The 19,100-nt window shown below is 54.8% G+C and carries 8 protein-coding genes, 1 tRNA gene and 3 rRNA genes; 9 read left to right on the top strand and 3 right to left on the bottom strand.

Annotation, left to right across the window (positions count from 1 at the left end; translation table 11 throughout):
- Positions 1 to 4: 4 nt before the first annotated feature.
- Positions 5 to 1,594, bottom strand: a complete 1,590-nt coding sequence (gene purH, locus K6L24_RS20000) for a bifunctional phosphoribosylaminoimidazolecarboxamide formyltransferase/IMP cyclohydrolase (protein ID WP_062749124.1) — start codon at positions 1,592 to 1,594, stop codon at positions 5 to 7.
- 635 nt (positions 1,595 to 2,229) lie between these two features.
- On the opposite strand from purH, the gene K6L24_RS19995 reads away from it, so the two are divergent.
- The 4 genes from K6L24_RS19995 to rrf all read left to right on the top strand — a co-directional run bounded on the left by K6L24_RS19995 (position 2,230) and on the right by rrf (position 7,277).
- A 16S ribosomal RNA gene (locus K6L24_RS19995) occupies positions 2,230 to 3,770 on the top strand.
- Between the two features lie 72 nt (positions 3,771 to 3,842).
- Positions 3,843 to 3,918 (top strand) — tRNA-Glu (locus tag K6L24_RS19990).
- 221 nt (positions 3,919 to 4,139) lie between these two features.
- Positions 4,140 to 7,044, top strand: a 23S ribosomal RNA gene (locus tag K6L24_RS19985).
- Positions 7,045 to 7,161: 117 nt separating this feature from the next.
- Positions 7,162 to 7,277: ribosomal RNA gene (gene rrf, locus K6L24_RS19980) — 5S ribosomal RNA — on the top strand.
- The 16S, 23S and 5S rRNA genes sit together here with 1 tRNA gene alongside, the layout of an rRNA operon.
- A gap of 46 nt (positions 7,278 to 7,323) precedes the next feature.
- Here the strand turns inward: rrf and K6L24_RS19975 are convergent.
- The gene (locus K6L24_RS19975; protein ID WP_062748379.1) at positions 7,324 to 7,908 is read right to left on the bottom strand and encodes a hypothetical protein; all 585 of its coding nucleotides are present in this window, start codon (positions 7,906 to 7,908) and stop codon (positions 7,324 to 7,326) included.
- 241 nt (positions 7,909 to 8,149) lie between these two features.
- Between K6L24_RS19975 and metA the strand changes: the two genes are divergently transcribed.
- The 4 genes from metA to aceK all read left to right on the top strand — a co-directional run bounded on the left by metA (position 8,150) and on the right by aceK (position 14,090).
- Complete coding sequence (gene metA, locus K6L24_RS19970) at positions 8,150 to 9,079, top strand: homoserine O-acetyltransferase MetA (RefSeq protein WP_062748377.1); 930 nt, start codon at positions 8,150 to 8,152, stop codon at positions 9,077 to 9,079.
- A gap of 311 nt (positions 9,080 to 9,390) precedes the next feature.
- Positions 9,391 to 10,989, top strand: a complete 1,599-nt coding sequence (gene aceB / locus K6L24_RS19965) for a malate synthase A (RefSeq protein ID WP_191928032.1) — start codon at positions 9,391 to 9,393, stop codon at positions 10,987 to 10,989.
- A 21-nt stretch (positions 10,990 to 11,010) separates the two neighbouring features.
- Entirely contained in the window at positions 11,011 to 12,315 is a 1,305-nt protein-coding gene (aceA, locus tag K6L24_RS19960; RefSeq protein ID WP_062748375.1) for an isocitrate lyase, read from the top strand.
- 44 nt (positions 12,316 to 12,359) lie between these two features.
- On the top strand, positions 12,360 to 14,090 hold the full coding sequence (gene aceK / locus K6L24_RS19955) for a bifunctional isocitrate dehydrogenase kinase/phosphatase (protein ID WP_222681777.1): 1,731 nt from the start codon (positions 12,360 to 12,362) through the stop codon (positions 14,088 to 14,090).
- A 188-nt stretch (positions 14,091 to 14,278) separates the two neighbouring features.
- On the opposite strand, the gene iclR is transcribed toward aceK, so the two are convergent.
- Positions 14,279 to 15,112, bottom strand: a complete 834-nt coding sequence (gene iclR, locus K6L24_RS19950; RefSeq protein WP_062748370.1) for a glyoxylate bypass operon transcriptional repressor IclR — start codon at positions 15,110 to 15,112, stop codon at positions 14,279 to 14,281.
- 197 nt (positions 15,113 to 15,309) lie between these two features.
- On the opposite strand from iclR, the gene metH reads away from it, so the two are divergent.
- A complete protein-coding gene (metH, locus tag K6L24_RS19945) occupies positions 15,310 to 18,993 on the top strand; it encodes a methionine synthase (protein WP_222681776.1) in 3,684 nt (1,227 codons plus the stop codon).
- Positions 18,994 to 19,100: the final 107 nt, after the last annotated feature.

Raw genomic sequence — 19,100 nt, 5'->3', positions numbered from 1 at the left:
GTTATTAATGGCGGAAGTGGCGCATGTCGGTGAAGATCATTGCAATACCGTGTTCGTCAGCGGCGGCAATCACTTCCTCGTCACGAATGGAACCACCCGGCTGGATCACACAGGTGATGCCGACAGCGGCGGCGGCATCGATACCGTCGCGGAACGGGAAGAAGGCATCAGAGGCCATGGCAGAGCCTTTCACTTCCAGGCCTTCATCGGCAGCTTTGATACCGGCGATTTTAGCGGAGTACACGCGGCTCATCTGGCCGGCACCTATGCCGATGGTCATACTGTCACGCGCATACACGATGGCATTTGACTTCACAAACTTCGCTACCTTCCAGCAGAACAGGGCATCACGCAGTTCCTGTGCGGTTGGCTGGCGCTGGCTGACCACGCGCAGGTGGCTTTCATTCACCATCCCGAGGTCACGATCCTGTACCAGCAGGCCGCCGTTAACACGCTTGAAGTCCAGACCGGTTTGACGCTGCTGCCACTGACCACAGGTCAGTACCCGCACGTTCTGTTTGCTGGCGGTGATCTTCAGGGCGGCTTCAGTCGCAGAGGGGGCAATGATCACTTCGACAAACTGGCGGCTGACAATCGCCTGCGCGGTCGCTTCATCCAGCTCACGGTTAAAAGCAATGATGCCGCCGAAAGCTGAGGTCGGATCCGTTTTATACGCACGTTCGTAAGCGGCCAGAATCGACTCTCCCACCGCCACGCCGCACGGGTTAGCGTGCTTAACGATAACGCAGGCGGGCTGGTCGAACTCTTTCACACACTCCAGTGCTGCGTCGGTATCCGCAATGTTGTTATAAGAGAGCGCTTTGCCCTGCACCTGTTGTGCCGTCGCCACTGAGGCCTCTGCCACATTCTCTTCTATATAGAAAGCGGCATCCTGGTGGCTGTTCTCACCGTAACGCATATCCTGCTTCTTGATGAAGTTCAGGTTAAGGGTGCGCGGGAAGCGGCCGGAAGGTGCCTGGGTTTCACCGTGATAGGCCGGAACCAGGCTACCGAAGTAGTTGGCAATCATACTGTCGTAGGCGGCGGTATGTTCGAACGCCTTAATGGCCAGGTCGAAACGGGTGGCCAGCGTCAGTGAATTATCGTTGGCGTCCAGTTCCGCAATAATAGTCTGGTAGTCACTGCTCTTCACCACAATCGCCACGTCTTTGTGGTTCTTGGCAGCGGACCGTACCATTGTCGGGCCACCGATATCGATGTTCTCAACTGCGTCTTCCAGCGAGCAGCCTTCACGGGCAACGGTCTGGGCGAAGGGATAGAGGTTAACCACAACCATATCAATCGGAGAGATGTTGTGCCCGGCCATGATGGCATCATCCTGACCGCGGCGTCCTAAAATGCCACCATGCACTTTCGGATGTAGCGTTTTAACGCGTCCATCCATCATTTCCGGGAAACCGGTGTAGTCGGACACTTCAGTGACGGGCAGACCGGCGTCTGCCAGCAGGCGTGCGGTGCCGCCGGTGGAGAGCAGCTCGACGCCACGCTGGGAAAGCGCCTGAGCGAATTCGAGGATACCGGCTTTGTCAGACACGCTGAGTAGCGCGCGGCGTACAGGACGATGTTGTTGCATGGTGGTTTTATCCCTTGGCTTTGGATCGCATATAAAGAGCGTTATAGGAAGCTTAGACATTCTCTTCTTCCTTATAAGAAGAAAGAAGCGTGACTAAGGTTCGTGTAACGCCCCTGAAGGGGCTTCCATTATGCGCGGGCATTGTAGCGAAAACGATTGCGCGATGCTCGTCAAAATTAGCGCGATGCCTGGATTGTGGATAAGTTTGTGCATAAGCAGGTATAAAGCGGGGTTTTGCTGGGGATTGCAGCGAACAGTCTCATTATCGCAAATTAGCCCTTGTCACCCGCCCAGAACTCCCTATAATGCGCAACCACTGAGACGGCACAACGGCTTACAGGCCAGCGGCTCAGGAGGTTCAGGAAGTATCTGAACCGCCGGAAAAACTTCTCAAAAAGAAGTTGACTCCGAAGGAGGAAAGCGTAATATACGCCACCTCGCGGCAGGAAGCTCCGGCACTGCTCGCAACGCTCTTTAACAATTTATCAGACAATCTGTGTGGGCACTCGCAGGATTGATATCAGTCACCTCCGGGTGACAAAAAATATCAAGTCTTAAGAGTGAACACATAATGAAATTCATTATGACGTTTTACACTTGAGCATCGCTGCACTTGTTGCAGCAAATCGAACTTTTAATTGAAGAGTTTGATCATGGCTCAGATTGAACGCTGGCGGCAGGCCTAACACATGCAAGTCGAACGGTAGCACAGAGAGCTTGCTCTCGGGTGACGAGTGGCGGACGGGTGAGTAATGTCTGGGAAACTGCCCGATGGAGGGGGATAACTACTGGAAACGGTAGCTAATACCGCATAACGTCTTCGGACCAAAGTGGGGGACCTTCGGGCCTCACACCATCGGATGTGCCCAGATGGGATTAGCTAGTAGGTGGGGTAACGGCTCACCTAGGCGACGATCCCTAGCTGGTCTGAGAGGATGACCAGCCACACTGGAACTGAGACACGGTCCAGACTCCTACGGGAGGCAGCAGTGGGGAATATTGCACAATGGGCGCAAGCCTGATGCAGCCATGCCGCGTGTATGAAGAAGGCCTTCGGGTTGTAAAGTACTTTCAGTGGGGAGGAAGGCGATGAAGTTAATAACTTCGTCGATTGACGTTACCCGCAGAAGAAGCACCGGCTAACTCCGTGCCAGCAGCCGCGGTAATACGGAGGGTGCAAGCGTTAATCGGAATTACTGGGCGTAAAGCGCACGCAGGCGGTCTGTCAAGTCGGATGTGAAATCCCCGGGCTCAACCTGGGAACTGCATTCGAAACTGGCAGGCTAGAGTCTTGTAGAGGGGGGTAGAATTCCAGGTGTAGCGGTGAAATGCGTAGAGATCTGGAGGAATACCGGTGGCGAAGGCGGCCCCCTGGACAAAGACTGACGCTCAGGTGCGAAAGCGTGGGGAGCAAACAGGATTAGATACCCTGGTAGTCCACGCCGTAAACGATGTCGACTTGGAGGTTGTGCCCTTGAGGCGTGGCTTCCGGAGCTAACGCGTTAAGTCGACCGCCTGGGGAGTACGGCCGCAAGGTTAAAACTCAAATGAATTGACGGGGGCCCGCACAAGCGGTGGAGCATGTGGTTTAATTCGATGCAACGCGAAGAACCTTACCTGGCCTTGACATCCACGGAATTCGGCAGAGATGCCTTAGTGCCTTCGGGAACCGTGAGACAGGTGCTGCATGGCTGTCGTCAGCTCGTGTTGTGAAATGTTGGGTTAAGTCCCGCAACGAGCGCAACCCTTATCCTTTGTTGCCAGCACGTAATGGTGGGAACTCAAAGGAGACTGCCGGTGATAAACCGGAGGAAGGTGGGGATGACGTCAAGTCATCATGGCCCTTACGGCCAGGGCTACACACGTGCTACAATGGCGCATACAAAGAGAAGCGACCTCGCGAGAGCAAGCGGACCTCATAAAGTGCGTCGTAGTCCGGATCGGAGTCTGCAACTCGACTCCGTGAAGTCGGAATCGCTAGTAATCGTAGATCAGAATGCTACGGTGAATACGTTCCCGGGCCTTGTACACACCGCCCGTCACACCATGGGAGTGGGTTGCAAAAGAAGTAGGTAGCTTAACCTTCGGGAGGGCGCTTACCACTTTGTGATTCATGACTGGGGTGAAGTCGTAACAAGGTAACCGTAGGGGAACCTGCGGTTGGATCACCTCCTTACCTGAAGATACCTTCCCGCGTAGTGTCCACACAGATTGTCTGATAGAAGTAACGAGCAATAGTAGTATCAGAGTCCCCATCGTCTAGAGGCCCAGGACACTGCCCTTTCACGGCTGTAACAGGGGTTCGAATCCCCTTGGGGACGCCATACCGGTAACGAAGTGAAAGTCGTTATCACCGTATCTCAAAACTGACTTTAACGAGTCACGTTTGAGATATTTGCTCTTTAACAATCCGGAACAAGCTGAAAATTGAAACGACATGTCGTTTTCATTCTCCGTAATAAGAATGAAATCTACGATATGTTCGAGTCTCTCAAATGCTCGCAACGACAACACGTGTTCCGTATGGGACGCTTGTGGGTTGTGAGGTTAAGCGACTAAGCGTACACGGTGGATGCCTAGGCAGTCAGAGGCGATGAAGGGCGTGCTAATCTGCGATAAGCGTCGGTAAGGTGATATGAACCGCAACAACCGACGATACCCGAATGGGGAAACCCAGTGTGATACGTCACACTATCATGTCATGAATACATAGTGGCATGAGGCGAACCGGGGGAACTGAAACATCTAAGTACCCCGAGGAAAAGAAATCAACCGAGATTCCCCCAGTAGCGGCGAGCGAACGGGGAACAGCCCAGAACCTGAATCAGTTTGTGCATTAGTGGAAGCGTCTGGAAAGTCGCAGGGTACAGGGTGATACTCCCGTACACAAAAATGCACTTACTGTGAGTTCGATGAGTAGGGCGGGACACGTGACATCCTGTCTGAATATGGGGGACCATCCTCCAAGGCTAAATACTCCTGACTGACCGATAGTGAACCAGTACCGTGAGGGAAAGGCGAAAAGAACCCCGGCGAGGGGAGTGAAACAGAACCTGAAACCGTGTACGTACAAGCAGTGGGAGCCTACTTGTTAGGTGACTGCGTACCTTTTGTATAATGGGTCAGCGACTTATATTCTGTAGCAAGGTTAACCGTATAGGGGAGCCGAAGGGAAACCGAGTCTTAACTGGGCGTTAAGTTGCAGGGTATAGACCCGAAACCCGGTGATCTAGCCATGGGCAGGTTGAAGGTTGGGTAACACTAACTGGAGGACCGAACCGACTAATGTTGAAAAATTAGCGGATGACTTGTGGCTGGGGGTGAAAGGCCAATCAAACCGGGAGATAGCTGGTTCTCCCCGAAAGCTATTTAGGTAGCGCCTCGTGAACTCATCTTCGGGGGTAGAGCACTGTTTCGGCTAGGGGGCCATCCCGGCTTACCAACCCGATGCAAACTGCGAATACCGAAGAATGTTATCACGGGAGACACACGGCGGGTGCTAACGTCCGTCGTGAAGAGGGAAACAACCCAGACCGCCAGCTAAGGTCCCAAAGTCATGGTTAAGTGGGAAACGATGTGGGAAGGCACAGACAGCCAGGATGTTGGCTTAGAAGCAGCCATCATTTAAAGAAAGCGTAATAGCTCACTGGTCGAGTCGGCCTGCGCGGAAGATGTAACGGGGCTAAACCATGCACCGAAGCTGCGGCAGCGACACGCAAGTGTTGTTGGGTAGGGGAGCGTTCTGTAAGCCGTCGAAGGTGGACTGTGAGGTCTGCTGGAGGTATCAGAAGTGCGAATGCTGACATAAGTAACGATAAAGCGGGTGAAAAGCCCGCTCGCCGGAAGACCAAGGGTTCCTGTCCAACGTTAATCGGGGCAGGGTGAGTCGACCCCTAAGGCGAGGCCGAAAGGCGTAGTCGATGGGAAACAGGTTAATATTCCTGTACTCGGTGTTACTGCGAAGGGGGGACGGAGAAGGCTATGTTAGCCGGGCGACGGTTGTCCCGGTTTAAGCGTGTAGGCTTGAGTTCCAGGCAAATCCGGAACTCTTTAAGGCTGAGGCGTGATGACGAGGCACTACGGTGCTGAAGTAACAAATGCCCTGCTTCCAGGAAAAGCCTCTAAGCATCAGGTAACATCGAATCGTACCCCAAACCGACACAGGTGGTCAGGTAGAGAATACCAAGGCGCTTGAGAGAACTCGGGTGAAGGAACTAGGCAAAATGGTGCCGTAACTTCGGGAGAAGGCACGCTGCCGGTAGGTGAAAGGACTTGCTCCTGGAGCTGAAGGCAGTCGAAGATACCAGCTGGCTGCAACTGTTTATTAAAAACACAGCACTGTGCAAACACGAAAGTGGACGTATACGGTGTGACGCCTGCCCGGTGCCGGAAGGTTAATTGATGGGGTTATCCGCAAGGAGAAGCTCTTGATCGAAGCCCCGGTAAACGGCGGCCGTAACTATAACGGTCCTAAGGTAGCGAAATTCCTTGTCGGGTAAGTTCCGACCTGCACGAATGGCGTAATGATGGCCAGGCTGTCTCCACCCGAGACTCAGTGAAATTGAACTCGCTGTGAAGATGCAGTGTACCCGCGGCAAGACGGAAAGACCCCGTGAACCTTTACTACAGCTTGACACTGAACATTGAGCCTTGATGTGTAGGATAGGTGGGAGGCTTTGAAGCGTGGACGCCAGTCTGCGTGGAGCCAACCTTGAAATACCACCCTTTAACGTTTGATGTTCTAACCTGGCGCCGTAATCCGGCGTGGGGACAGTGTCTGGTGGGTAGTTTGACTGGGGCGGTCTCCTCCTAAAGAGTAACGGAGGAGCACGAAGGTTAGCTAATCACGGTCGGACATCGTGAGGTTAGTGCAATGGCATAAGCTAGCTTGACTGCGAGAGTGACGGCTCGAGCAGGTGCGAAAGCAGGTCATAGTGATCCGGTGGTTCTGAATGGAAGGGCCATCGCTCAACGGATAAAAGGTACTCCGGGGATAACAGGCTGATACCGCCCAAGAGTTCATATCGACGGCGGTGTTTGGCACCTCGATGTCGGCTCATCACATCCTGGGGCTGAAGTAGGTCCCAAGGGTACGGCTGTTCGCCGTTTAAAGTGGTACGCGAGCTGGGTTTAGAACGTCGTGAGACAGTTCGGTCCCTATCTGCCGTGGGCGCTGGAGAATTGAGAGGGGTTGCTCCTAGTACGAGAGGACCGGAGTGAACGCACCGCTGGTGTTCGGGTTGTCATGCCAATGGCATTGCCCGGTAGCTAAGTGCGGAAAAGATAAGCGCTGAAAGCATCTAAGCGCGAAACTTGCCTCGAGATGAATTCTCCCTGGGTCCTTGAGACCCCTGAAGGGACGTTGAAGACTACGACGTTGATAGGCCGGGTGTGTAAGCGCAGCGATGCGTTGAGCTAACCGGTACTAATGACCCGTGAGGCTTAACCTTACAACGCCAGAAGCGTTCTGGCGTGGCGTTCGAGAGACGCAAAAACAATTTTCAGCCTGTACCGGATAAAGAATTAGCGGAAACGAAAGATTATTCGTTTCGTGCACAAAGAATTTGCCTGGCGGCTTTAGCGCGGTGGTCCCACCTGACCCCATGCCGAACTCAGAAGTGAAACGCCGTAGCGCCGATGGTAGTGTGGGGTCTCCCCATGCGAGAGTAGGGAACTGCCAGGCATCAAATAAGCAAAAAAGCCTCATGCGAAAGCATGAGGCTTTTTTGTTATTTACTTTTCAATATCTTCACCAGCCCGAACATAATAATCAGATACCCGAGGCTCTGTGTCGGCTCCTCTGCGGTATTTTTCAGGGCTTCGCTGTAGTGAATATGCTCAATTCCCTTCCAGACAAAGCGATTTCCGAACAATCTTGACCACACCAGCACCAGTATCAGGCCACAAATCAGGTAATTATAGTCGCTGAAACGGTGCATCTCCCGGAGGTCAATAAAGGCTTTCCTGACGCCATTCTTCGTGCCCTGCCACAGGTAATACAAAGAAACGGCTAACGCCAGCCATGACCAGTGAACGGTTCCGCTAAATAATTCACGGATATTTTCCCTGTTCTCACGAATCAGCATGGCAGCAAAAAGACCGGTAATTAGCAGTATTCCCCCTGACAGTTCTTTATTATTTCGTTTGATTTTGTACAGTAGAATAATATTAATCATCAAAAAAACAGAGTGAGAGATGGCGGTTAAAGAATGCTTATTCACTTCATTTTTTAATATGTAATTATCAAACATTACAATGATATATGGCAGGCACATCAAAATTGCCAGCGCGAGGTATTCCTTTATTTTCTGCATATCCCTGAACACATTCACTAATTAGAATTGTGTAATCTAACAAATACAGGGTGAGTAGCCTTTAACTATTCTAGCTATCTTTAACCGATCCTGCGGTGACCACATCTTTTGCCGTTAATCACCCCAGTGAGATGAAACATTTTCAACTATCCGATGAGTACTCGACATCCGCGCAGTAGCACGTTATCTTTAGCTGTCTGGATGTCTAAACGTATGAACGTATGTAGTGAGGAAGCAGGTTATGCCGATCAGGGTACCCGATGAATTACCCGCCGTGAATTTTCTGCGCAACGAGAACGTCTTTGTTATGACGTCCACGCGTGCCAGTACGCAGATGATCCGCCCGTTAAAAGTGCTGGTACTCAATCTGATGCCGAAAAAGATCGAAACTGAGAACCAGTTTCTGCGTCTGCTTTCTAACTCACCGCTGCAGATCGATGTTCAGCTACTGCGTATCGACAGTCGTGAATCCCGTAATACGCCGTCTGAACACCTGAATAACTTTTACTGTAATTTTGAAGACATTCAGAATGACAACTACGACGGTCTGATTGTCACTGGTGCTCCGCTGGGCCTGGTCGACTTCTGTGATGTGGCTTACTGGCCGCAAATCCAGCAGGTGTTGCACTGGGCGAAAGAGCACGTCACCTCCACGCTGTTTGTCTGTTGGGCGGTTCAGGCCGCGTTAAACATTCTGTATGGTATTCCCAAGCAGACACGAGAAAACAAACTGTCAGGCGTCTTTGAGCACCAGATACTGCATCCGCATGCGCTGCTGACGCGCGGTTTTGACGACACGTTCCTGGCGCCGCATTCACGCTACGCTGATTTCCCAACCCAGCTATTGCGTGATTACACCGACCTCGAAATCTTTGCCGAATCAGAGCAGACAGGGGCCTACCTGTTTGCCAGCAAGGACAAGCGACTGGCCTTTGTCACCGGGCACCCGGAGTACGATGCGCTAACGCTCTCCGGTGAATATCACCGTGACTATGACGCTGGCCTGCAGCCAGAAGTACCGTTCAACTATTTCCCGCATGACAACCCTGAATTGCCACCGCGTGCCAGTTGGCGCAGCCACGGTAACCTGCTGTTCTCTAACTGGCTCAACTATTACGTTTACCAGATCACACCTTTCGATCTGCGTCATATGAACCCAACATTAGAGTAATTCCTTTCTGTTTTCCCACCGGTGGATCAGCGATCCACCGGCTTTCTGATATATCCTGCCTGCCTTTTATTTGCTGAATCCAGTCACCCGATCGCGATCTCATTTTTAACTGAAAACCCCTTCCTTTAATGACCCCTGTTTAATCTGTTTTTGTTCAATGAGTTATGTCGTTTAAATGATAAAAATGGAAATAGTTTTTGATTTTGATTTTTAACTGATGCTATTTTGATCCGGCAGTTCAAAGAATGTTCAAAGAAGATCGTCAGGTAACGCAACGCTTACCTGACCGTATCGGTGACAGGAGCAAACAGATGACGCAACAGACCATTAGCAGTGAACTGGCCTTTCAGCGCCCGTCCGGTCAGGCTGAACAGCAGATCCTGACAGAAGAGGCGGTCAATTTTCTCAGCGAACTGGTGGTGAAATTCACACCACGACGCGATCATTTACTGGCAGAGCGCAAGCGAGTTCAGCAGCAAATAGACGCAGGTAAACTGCCTGATTTTATTTCGGAAACGGATTCCATTAAAAAAGCAGACTGGAAGATCCGCGGGATTCCGGCCGATCTGCAGAACCGGCGGGTGGAGATCACCGGGCCTGTGGATCGTAAAATGGTGATCAATGCGCTCAACGCCAACGTTAACGTCTTTATGGCGGATTTTGAGGATTCTCTGGCGCCATCCTGGGACAAGGTGATCGCCGGTCAGATCAATCTGCGCGATGCGATTAACGGTACGATTAGCTATACCAGCGAAGCCGGCAAAATTTACCAGTTGAAGCCCGACCCGGCGGTACTGATATGTCGTGTACGCGGCCTGCACCTGCCGGAAAAACACGTCACCTGGCGTGATGAACCGATCCCCGGAAGCCTGTTTGATTTTGCCCTGTACTTCTTTCATAACGTTGATGCGCTGCTGGCCAAAGGCAGTGGCCCCTATTTCTACCTGCCAAAAACCCAGTCATATCAGGAAGCCGCCTGGTGGAGTGATGTTTTCAGTTACGCAGAGGATCGTTTCGATCTGCCGCGTGGCACCATCAAGGCCACGCTGTTAATCGAAACGCTCCCCGCCGTCTTCCAGATGGACGAGATCCTCTGGCACCTGCGCGATCACATCGTCGGGCTGAACTGCGGACGCTGGGATTACATCTTTAGCTATATCAAAACGCTGAAGAACCACCCGGACCGCGTTCTGCCGGACCGTCAGTCGGTGACGATGGACCAGGGGTTTCTCAACGCATACTCAACCCTGCTGATCAAAACCTGCCACCGGCGCGGCGCCTTTGCCATGGGCGGTATGGCGGCGTTTATTCCGGATAAGGATGCTGAACGTAACCAGTGGGTACTGGACAAGGTGCAGGCTGATAAACAGCGTGAGGCCGCCAACGGTCACGACGGTACCTGGATTGCGCATCCGGGTCTGGCCGACACGGTCATGACGATTTTTAACGAGGTGCTGGGCGATCGTCCTAACCAGCTCCACGTCCTGCGCGAGCAGGATACGCCGGTTACGGCTGAACAGCTGCTGGCTCCCTGTGCCGGAGAACGGACAGAAAACGGTATGCGCGCCAATATTCGCGTGGCGGTGCAGTACATCGAAGCCTGGATTAGTGGCAACGGCTGTGTGCCGATCTACGGGTTGATGGAAGATGCTGCCACGGCAGAAATTTCACGCACCTCAATCTGGCAGTGGATACGACACGGCAAAACCCTGCAAAGCGGCGAGGGGGTGACCGAAGCGCTGTTCCGCAAGATGTTGCGAGAGGAGATGCAGGTCATCCGCCAGGAGCTGGGCGACACACGTTTTAACGGCGGGCGCTTCGCTGAAGCTGCCGCCTTGATGGAACGAATCACCACGGAGCCCGAACTGGTGGAATTTCTGACACTGCCGGGCTATCGCTTACTTCCCTGAACCCTGACAAGGAGCACCACGATGACTTCTCGTACCCTACAGATTCAGCAGACAGAACAGGCCTGGCGCGATGCACGCTGGGACGGCATTATCCGCCCGTACAGCGCGGCAGAGGTGGTGAAACTACGTGGCTCGGTAAACCCGGTCTGCACCCTGGCGGAAAACGGCGCACACAGACTCTGGGCATTGCTCAACGGCGGGGCGAAGAAAGGTTATATCAACAGCCTCGGCGCACTGACCGGCGGGCAGGCCCTGCAGCAGGCTAAGGCCGGCATTGAGGCGATCTACCTTTCCGGCTGGCAGGTGGCGGCTGATGCCAACCTCGCGGGCAGCATGTACCCGGATCAGTCTCTGTACCCGGCGAACTCAGTACCGTCAGTGGTAGAACGCATCAATAATACCTTCCGGCGCGCCGATCAGATCCAGTGGTCGGCCGACATCGAACCGGGCGATCCCCGGTACGTGGATTATTTCCTGCCAATTGTCGCCGATGCAGAGGCCGGTTTCGGTGGGGTGCTTAACGCCTTTGAGCTGATGAAATCGATGATCCAGGCCGGAGCGGCAGGGGTGCACTTTGAAGATCAGCTGGCCTCAGTGAAGAAGTGCGGACATATGGGGGGCAAAGTGCTGGTGCCTACTCAGGAAGCAATCCAGAAACTGGTAGCCGCACGACTGGCGGCGGATGTCATGGGGGTGGCAACCGTGCTGATAGCACGGACCGACGCTGACGCGGCAGATCTTATCACTTCCGACTGCGATGAATACGATCGCGAATTTATCAGCGGTGAGCGCACGCCGGAAGGCTTCTACCGCACCCATGCCGGGGTTGAACAGGCGATCAGTCGGGGTCTGGCTTATGCGCCGTATGCCGACGTGATCTGGTGCGAAACCTCGAAACCGGATCTGGAGCAGGCGCGGCGGTTTGCCGACGCCATCCACGCCCGTTTTCCGGGTAAGCTGCTCGCCTATAACTGTTCGCCGTCGTTTAACTGGAAGAAGAATCTTGACGATCGCACCATCGCCCACTTCCAGCAGTCGCTGTCAGAGATGGGGTACAAATATCAGTTTATTACCCTCGCAGGCATCCACAGCATGTGGTTCAACATGTTCGACCTGGCGAAGGCCTATGCCGGAGGTGAAGGGATGCGTCACTACGTGGAGAAAGTTCAGCAGCCTGAGTTTGATGCCATCCCTCAGGGCTATACGTTCTCTTCGCACCAGCAGGAGGTGGGGACCGGCTATTTCGACCATGTCACAACCATCATCCAGGGGGGCGTGTCGTCAGTGACCGCGCTGAACGGATCTACGGAAGAAGACCAGTTCTGATGCCGGGCGGGCCGTCAGGCCTGCCCCTGCGGTGGAGGTGAAACATGTCGATGCTGGAAACCCTGATTGCCCGCACCATCCTGCAGGGATTTGACGCACAGTATGGCCGTTTTCTGGAAGTGACCGCCGGAGCACAGCAGCGCTTTGAACAGGCTGACTGGCTGGCGGTACAGCAGGCGATGAAAGCACGTATTCATCTTTACGATCGTCACGTCGGTCTGGTTGTGGAGCAGCTGCGCTGTATTACGGCCCCTCAGGCGGACGATCGAGCGTTCCTGCAGCGGGTCAAAACGATCTACACCGATCTGCTGCCGGACTATCCGCGCTTTGAAATTGCGGAAAGCTTCTTTAACTCTGTCTATTGCCGGTTGTTCAGCCATCAGGCGCTGACGCCGGAGCGGTTGTTTATTTTCAGTTCACAACCGCCGCGGCGTTTTCGCAGTACCCCACGCCCGCTGGCAAAAACATTTCGCGCAGCAGAAGGCTGGCGGCCCTTACTCCATCGCGTACTGCACGACCTCCCGCTGCGCCTGCCGTGGCAGGATCTGCCGCGTGATATTGATTTTATTCTGCGACACCTGCGGGAAAACTTTCCCGCAGACGCGCTGCAACAGGCGACCTTACAGGTCGCGAATGAACTGTTTTATCGTAACAAAGCCGCATGGCTGGTCGCCAAACTCTATGCCCCCTCTGGCGTCTGTGCGTTCCTGCTGCCGATACACCGCAGTGAAGAGGGCGAGCTGTTTATCGATACCTGCCTGACCAGCAATCGCGAAGCGAGCATCGTTTTTGGCTTTGCCCGCTCCTATTTTATGGTCTATGCCCCGCTTCCGGGGGCGCTGGTTGAATGGCTGCGGGAAATCCTGCCCGGCAAAACCACCGCTGAGCTGTATATGGCCATTGGCTGTCAGAAGCACGGTAAAACCGAAAGCTACCGGGAATATCTTAACTATATGGCGGCGACCACGGAGCAGTTTGTTGTTGCACCTGGCGTACCGGGGCTGGTGATGCTGGTGTTTACGCTACCGGGATTCGATCGGGTATTTAAAGTGATTAAAGACCGTTTTGCCCCACAGAAAGAGGTGACCCCGGAACGCGTGCGCCAGTGCTACCAGCTGGTGAAAGAGCATGACCGCGTCGGGAGGATGGCCGACACCCAGGAATTTGAAAACTTCGCGATAGAGCGGCAACGCCTCAGTCCTGAACTGCTGGCGCTGCTGCGGCGTGAGGTGCCGGAAAAGCTGCACGATCAGGACGGGCAGCTGGTTATCAGCCACCTGTATATGGAGCGTCGTATGACGCCGCTCAATATGTGGCTGGTGCAGGCTAACCCGCAACAGCGGCGCGAAGCGATAGAAGAGTACGGTAACGCAGTGAAGCAGCTGGCCGCGGCTAATATCTTCCCCGGCGACATGCTGTATAAAAATTTCGGGGTTACCCGGCACGGGCGGGTGGTGTTCTATGACTATGATGAGATCAGCTACATGACCGAAGTGAACTTCCGCGATATCCCGCCGCCGCGTTACCCGGAAGATGAGCTGAGTCATGAACCCTGGTACAGTGTGTCACCAGAGGATGTCTTCCCGGAAGAGTTTCGCCACTACCTGTGTGCCGATCCGGCGATTGCCACGCTGTTTGATGAAATGCACGGTGAGCTGTTCTGCGCCGGGTTCTGGCGTGAGCTGCAGCAGCGGATCCGTAACGGTCACATTGAAGATGTCTTTGCTTACCGCCGTCGCCAGCGGTTTTGCCAGCGCTATTCCCTTCCTGCCTGAAGCGGCCTCGGTATTGGCTACGCGCGTTCACCCGACTGCCTGGCGGTGTAAGCGCATCGGGCCGAATGAGCCTGGTTCCTGAAGCTCAGCCTGCGGCCAGCGCGAGGGCTGTTCAAATCGGTTCCCGACTGATTTTTCACGCCCCTGCTGCCTGGAGGACGCTCCCGTTATTTTACGCCTGAATGGCGTCAGCGCACGCCGCCATATTCACGGGTGATCTCTTTTGCCGCTTTGATCACCAGCGCACCGATTTCCGTCACGCGGTCGTCGGTGATGCGTGAAATCGGCCCGGAAATGGAGATAGCGGCAAAGGGTTCACGATGCTCGTCATAGATACAGGCAGCAACGCAGCGCAGTCCCAGCGCGTGTTCTTCATCATCAAAGGAGTAACCGGTCTTGCGGACCAGCGCCAGGTTCTCCTTCAGGCTGTGCGGTGACATCAGCGTTTTTGGCGTGTAGTGATGCAGGCCCTGGCGGTGTAACAGCTCGCTGACCTGCTCATCGTCAAGGTTTGCCAGGAACGCCTTGCCCGCGCCGGAGGCATGCATCGGCAGCTTGCCGCCAATCGGGGCCGACATCCGCATCAGTTGGGTACACTGCACCTGGTCAATGATCACCGCCTGGTGATCGCTCAGATCCAGTACTGCCAGGTTCACCGTCTCGCCTGACTGTTCCATCAGCGTGCGCAGCATCGGGTGTACCAGCGCCAGCAGGTTACGGCTCTGCAGGAAGCTGCTGCCCACCACAAAGGCATGGGCTCCAATTGTCCACAGCCCTAAATCCCCGACCTGACGGACAAACCCCTGCTGCTGCATGGTGGTCAGCAGGCGGTGCGTGGTGGAGTTTGGCAACCCGGCCTGCTGGGCCAGTTCGGTCAGCGCCACATTACCGTGGGACTCGGCAATAAATTCCAGTAGCTTCAGACCACGGGTCAGCGACTGCACCTGACCCGCCGGCGCTGCTGTTGATACTGCAGCGGCACGGGGCTTCTTGCCACGTTTAGCCGGCGCGGGGGTAGCCATAACAGAATCCTTAATTTTTCACCATGTGGAAATCATTTTCGTTTTATTGAGCCATATTGCAACGACAGCCTGACTGGTCGGATGAGGTCACCACCAGCTGAAAATGTCTCATCTGGCATCACTGTTACCCGCACAAAAGTTGTGCCAGTATGGCGTGCTGGCAGTGGTGCCAGAGGTGAGGCTGAAGGGGAAACGTGGTGAGTAACCGGATTGAAGCACTGCATCAGCAGTTGAAAAAACGCATTATGCTGCTGGATGGCGGTATGGGCACCATGATCCAGAGCTACAGGCTGGAAGAAGAGGATTTTCGCGGTGCACGTTTTGCCGACTGGCCGAGCGATCTGAAGGGCAATAACGATCTGCTGGTGCTGACCAAACCCGATATTATTAGCGAAATCCATAACGGCTACCTGGCGGCAGGGGCTGACATCCTTGAGACCAACACCTTTAACTCGACCTCCATTGCCATGGCCGACTATCAGATGGAGTCGCTGTCGGCTGAAATTAACTACGTGGCGGCCAGACTGGCACGCGCCTGTGCCGATGAGTGGACGGCACGCACGCCCGGTCGTCCGCGTTATGTCGCCGGTGTGTTAGGGCCCACTAACCGCACCTGCTCCATTTCTCCTGATGTCAACGATCCGGCTTTCCGTAATGTCACCTTCAGTCAGCTGGTGGACGCCTACCGCGAATCGACGCGTGCGCTGGTCGAAGGGGGCGCGGATATCATCATGATCGAAACGGTGTTCGACACCCTGAACGCCAAAGCGGCCGTCTTTGCCGTGAAAGCAGAGTTTGACGCGCTGGGGATTGAGCTGCCGCTGATGATTTCCGGCACCATTACCGACGCCTCCGGCCGTACGCTGTCCGGCCAGACCACGGAAGCCTTCTATAACTCCCTGCGCCATGCCGAACCGCTCTCCTTTGGGCTGAACTGCGCCCTCGGCCCGGATGAACTGCGCCAGTACGTGGCGGAGCTGGCGCGCATAGCCGAGGGTTATGTCACCGCACACCCCAACGCCGGGCTGCCCAACGCCTTTGGTGAATACGATCTGGATGCGCAGATCATGGCGGAACAGATTGGAGAATGGGCGCAGGCCGGTTTCCTCAACATCGTCGGTGGCTGCTGCGGCACCACGCCAGAACACATTGCGGCGATGGCCCGCGCCATCGACGGGGTCGCTCCGCGCCAGCTGCCGGAACTGCCAGTTGCCTGCCGCCTGTCGGGGCTGGAGCCGCTGACCATCAGTGCAGAAAGCCTGTTTGTTAACGTCGGTGAGCGTACCAATGTCACCGGATCGGCCAAATTTAAGCGACTGATTAAAGAAGAAAAGTATCACGAAGCGCTGGAAGTGGCGTTGCAGCAGGTGCAGAGCGGCGCACAGATTATCGATATCAACATGGATGAGGGGATGCTCGACGCGGAAGCGGCGATGGTGCGCTTCCTCAACCTGATTGCCGGGGAACCGGACATTGCCCGCGTGCCGATTATGATCGACTCCTCTAAATGGAGCGTGATTGAAAAAGGGCTGCAGTGCATCCAGGGCAAGGGCATTGTGAACTCGATTTCAATGAAAGAGGGTGAAGCGCAGTTTCTGCACCATGCCCGCCTGGTGCGACGCTACGGAGCCGCGATGGTGGTGATGGCCTTCGACGAGGCAGGCCAGGCCGATACCCGCGCGCGCAAAATCGAAATCTGCCGTCGCGCCTACAAACTGCTGACCGAAGAGGTGGGTTTTCCGCCAGAAGATATTATCTTCGATCCGAATATCTTCGCGGTCGCCACCGGCATCGAAGAGCACAACAACTACGCGATGGATTTCATCGGAGCCTGTGAAGACATCAAGCGCGAGCTGCCGCATGCGATGATCTCCGGCGGCGTCTCCAACGTGTCGTTCTCCTTCCGCGGCAACGACCCGGTACGCGAAGCGATCCACGCGGTCTTCCTCTATCACGCCATCCGCAACGGCATGGATATGGGGATCGTTAATGCCGGGCAACTGGCGATTTACGACGATCTGCCGGCCGACCTGCGTGAAGCGGTGGAAGATGTGGTGCAGAACCGTCGCGATGACGGTACCGAGCGCCTGCTGGAGCTGGCAGAAAAATATCGCGGCAGCAAAGCCGACGACGACAGCACCAAACCGCAGGCGGAGTGGCGCAGTTGGGAGGTGGATAAACGGCTGGAATACTCGCTGGTGAAAGGTATTACCGAATTTATTGAAGCCGATACGGAGGCCGCCCGTCAGCTGGCCACCCGCCCGATAGAGGTGATTGAAGGCCCGCTGATGGCCGGGATGAACGTGGTCGGTGACCTGTTTGGCGAGGGCAAAATGTTCCTGCCGCAGGTGGTGAAGTCGGCGCGCGTGATGAAACAGGCGGTGGCTTATCTGGAACCCTATATCGAAGCCAGCAAAGAGAAGGGCAGCACTAACGGTAAAATCGTGCTGGCCACGGTAAAAGGCGACGTGCATGACATTGGCAAAAACATCGTTGGCGTGGTGTTGCAGTGTAATAATTATGAAATTATCGATCTTGGCGTGATGGTGCCGGGCGAGAAAATCCTCAAAACCGCCCGCGAGCATAACGCCGATATTATCGGACTCTCCGGACTGATCACCCCATCGCTGGACGAGATGGTGAACGTGGCGAAAGAGATGGAGCGCCAGGGCTTTACCCTGCCGCTGCTGATTGGCGGGGCGACCACCTCGAAAGCCCACACGGCGGTGAAAATCGAGCAGAACTACAGCGGGCCAACGGTGTATGTTCAGAATGCCTCGCGCACCGTTGGCGTGGTATCGGCACTGCTGTCGTCCACCCAGCGTGATGAATTTGTTGCCCGCACGCGCAAAGAGTACGACACCGTGCGTATTCAGCACGGGCGTAAAAAACCGCGCACGCCGCCGGTGAGTTTAGCGGTCGCCCGCGACAATGACTTTACATTTGACTGGGAAAACTACACGCCACCGGTAGCGCACAGGCTGGGTTTGAGCGAAGTGAGCGCTAACATCGATGTGCTGCGCAACTATATCGACTGGACACCTTTCTTTATGACCTGGTCGCTGGCGGGCAAATATCCGCGCATTCTGGAAGATGAGGTGGTGGGTGAAGAAGCGAAACGCCTGTTTGCCGACGCGAATGAGATGCTGGATCAGTTGAGCCGTGACGGCGCGCTCAATCCACGCGGCGTGGTCGGGATTTTCCCGGCTAACCGCGTCGGCGATGATATCGAGATCTACACAGATGAATCACGCACACAGGTTTTGAAAGTGAGCCATCACTTACGCCAGCAGACAGAAAAAACGGGGTTTGCCAACTATTGTCTGGCCGATTTTATTGCGCCAAAATCCAGCGGCAAAGCGGACTACCTCGGTGCCTTTGCCGTCACCGGTGGGCTGGAAGAGGACGCCCTGGCAGAGGCCTGGGACGCAAAGCATGATGACTATAACAAGATCATGGTCAAAGCGCTGGCTGACCGGCTGGCTGAAGGTTTCGCCGAATACCTGCACGAGCGGGTGCGTAAGGTGATCTGGGGGTTTGCCGCTACCGAGAACCTCAGCAACGACGCGCTGATCCGCGAGAATTACCAGGGCATTCGTCCCGCGCCCGGTTACCCGGCCTGCCCGGAACACACCGAGAAAGCCACCATCTGGCAACTGCTGGATGTGGAAAACCACACCGGTATGAAGCTCACCGAATCTTTCGCCATGTGGCCCGGAGCGGCCGTGTCTGGCTGGATTTTCAGCCACCCGGACAGTAAATATTTCGCTGTTGCCCAGCTGCAACGCGACCAGATTGAAGACTACGCCAGACGCAAAGGGATGCCGGTCAGCGAAGTCGAACGCTGGTTAGCGCCGAACCTGGGGTATGACGCGGATTAAGATCAGTGCCCGGCTGATGACATCCACCGTTAATTTTTTCATCACAAATAAGCCACAAAGGGGTGCGAAGCTGACGGACAGGCCAGACTGAAGCCAGCTTCTGAATA

Source organism: Erwinia persicina, from assembly GCF_019844095.1.
Classification (GTDB): Bacteria; Pseudomonadota; Gammaproteobacteria; order Enterobacterales; family Enterobacteriaceae; genus Erwinia; species Erwinia persicina.
The sequence above is the reverse complement of the archived record's forward strand: the minus strand, read 5'-3'. Positions and strand labels throughout refer to the sequence as shown.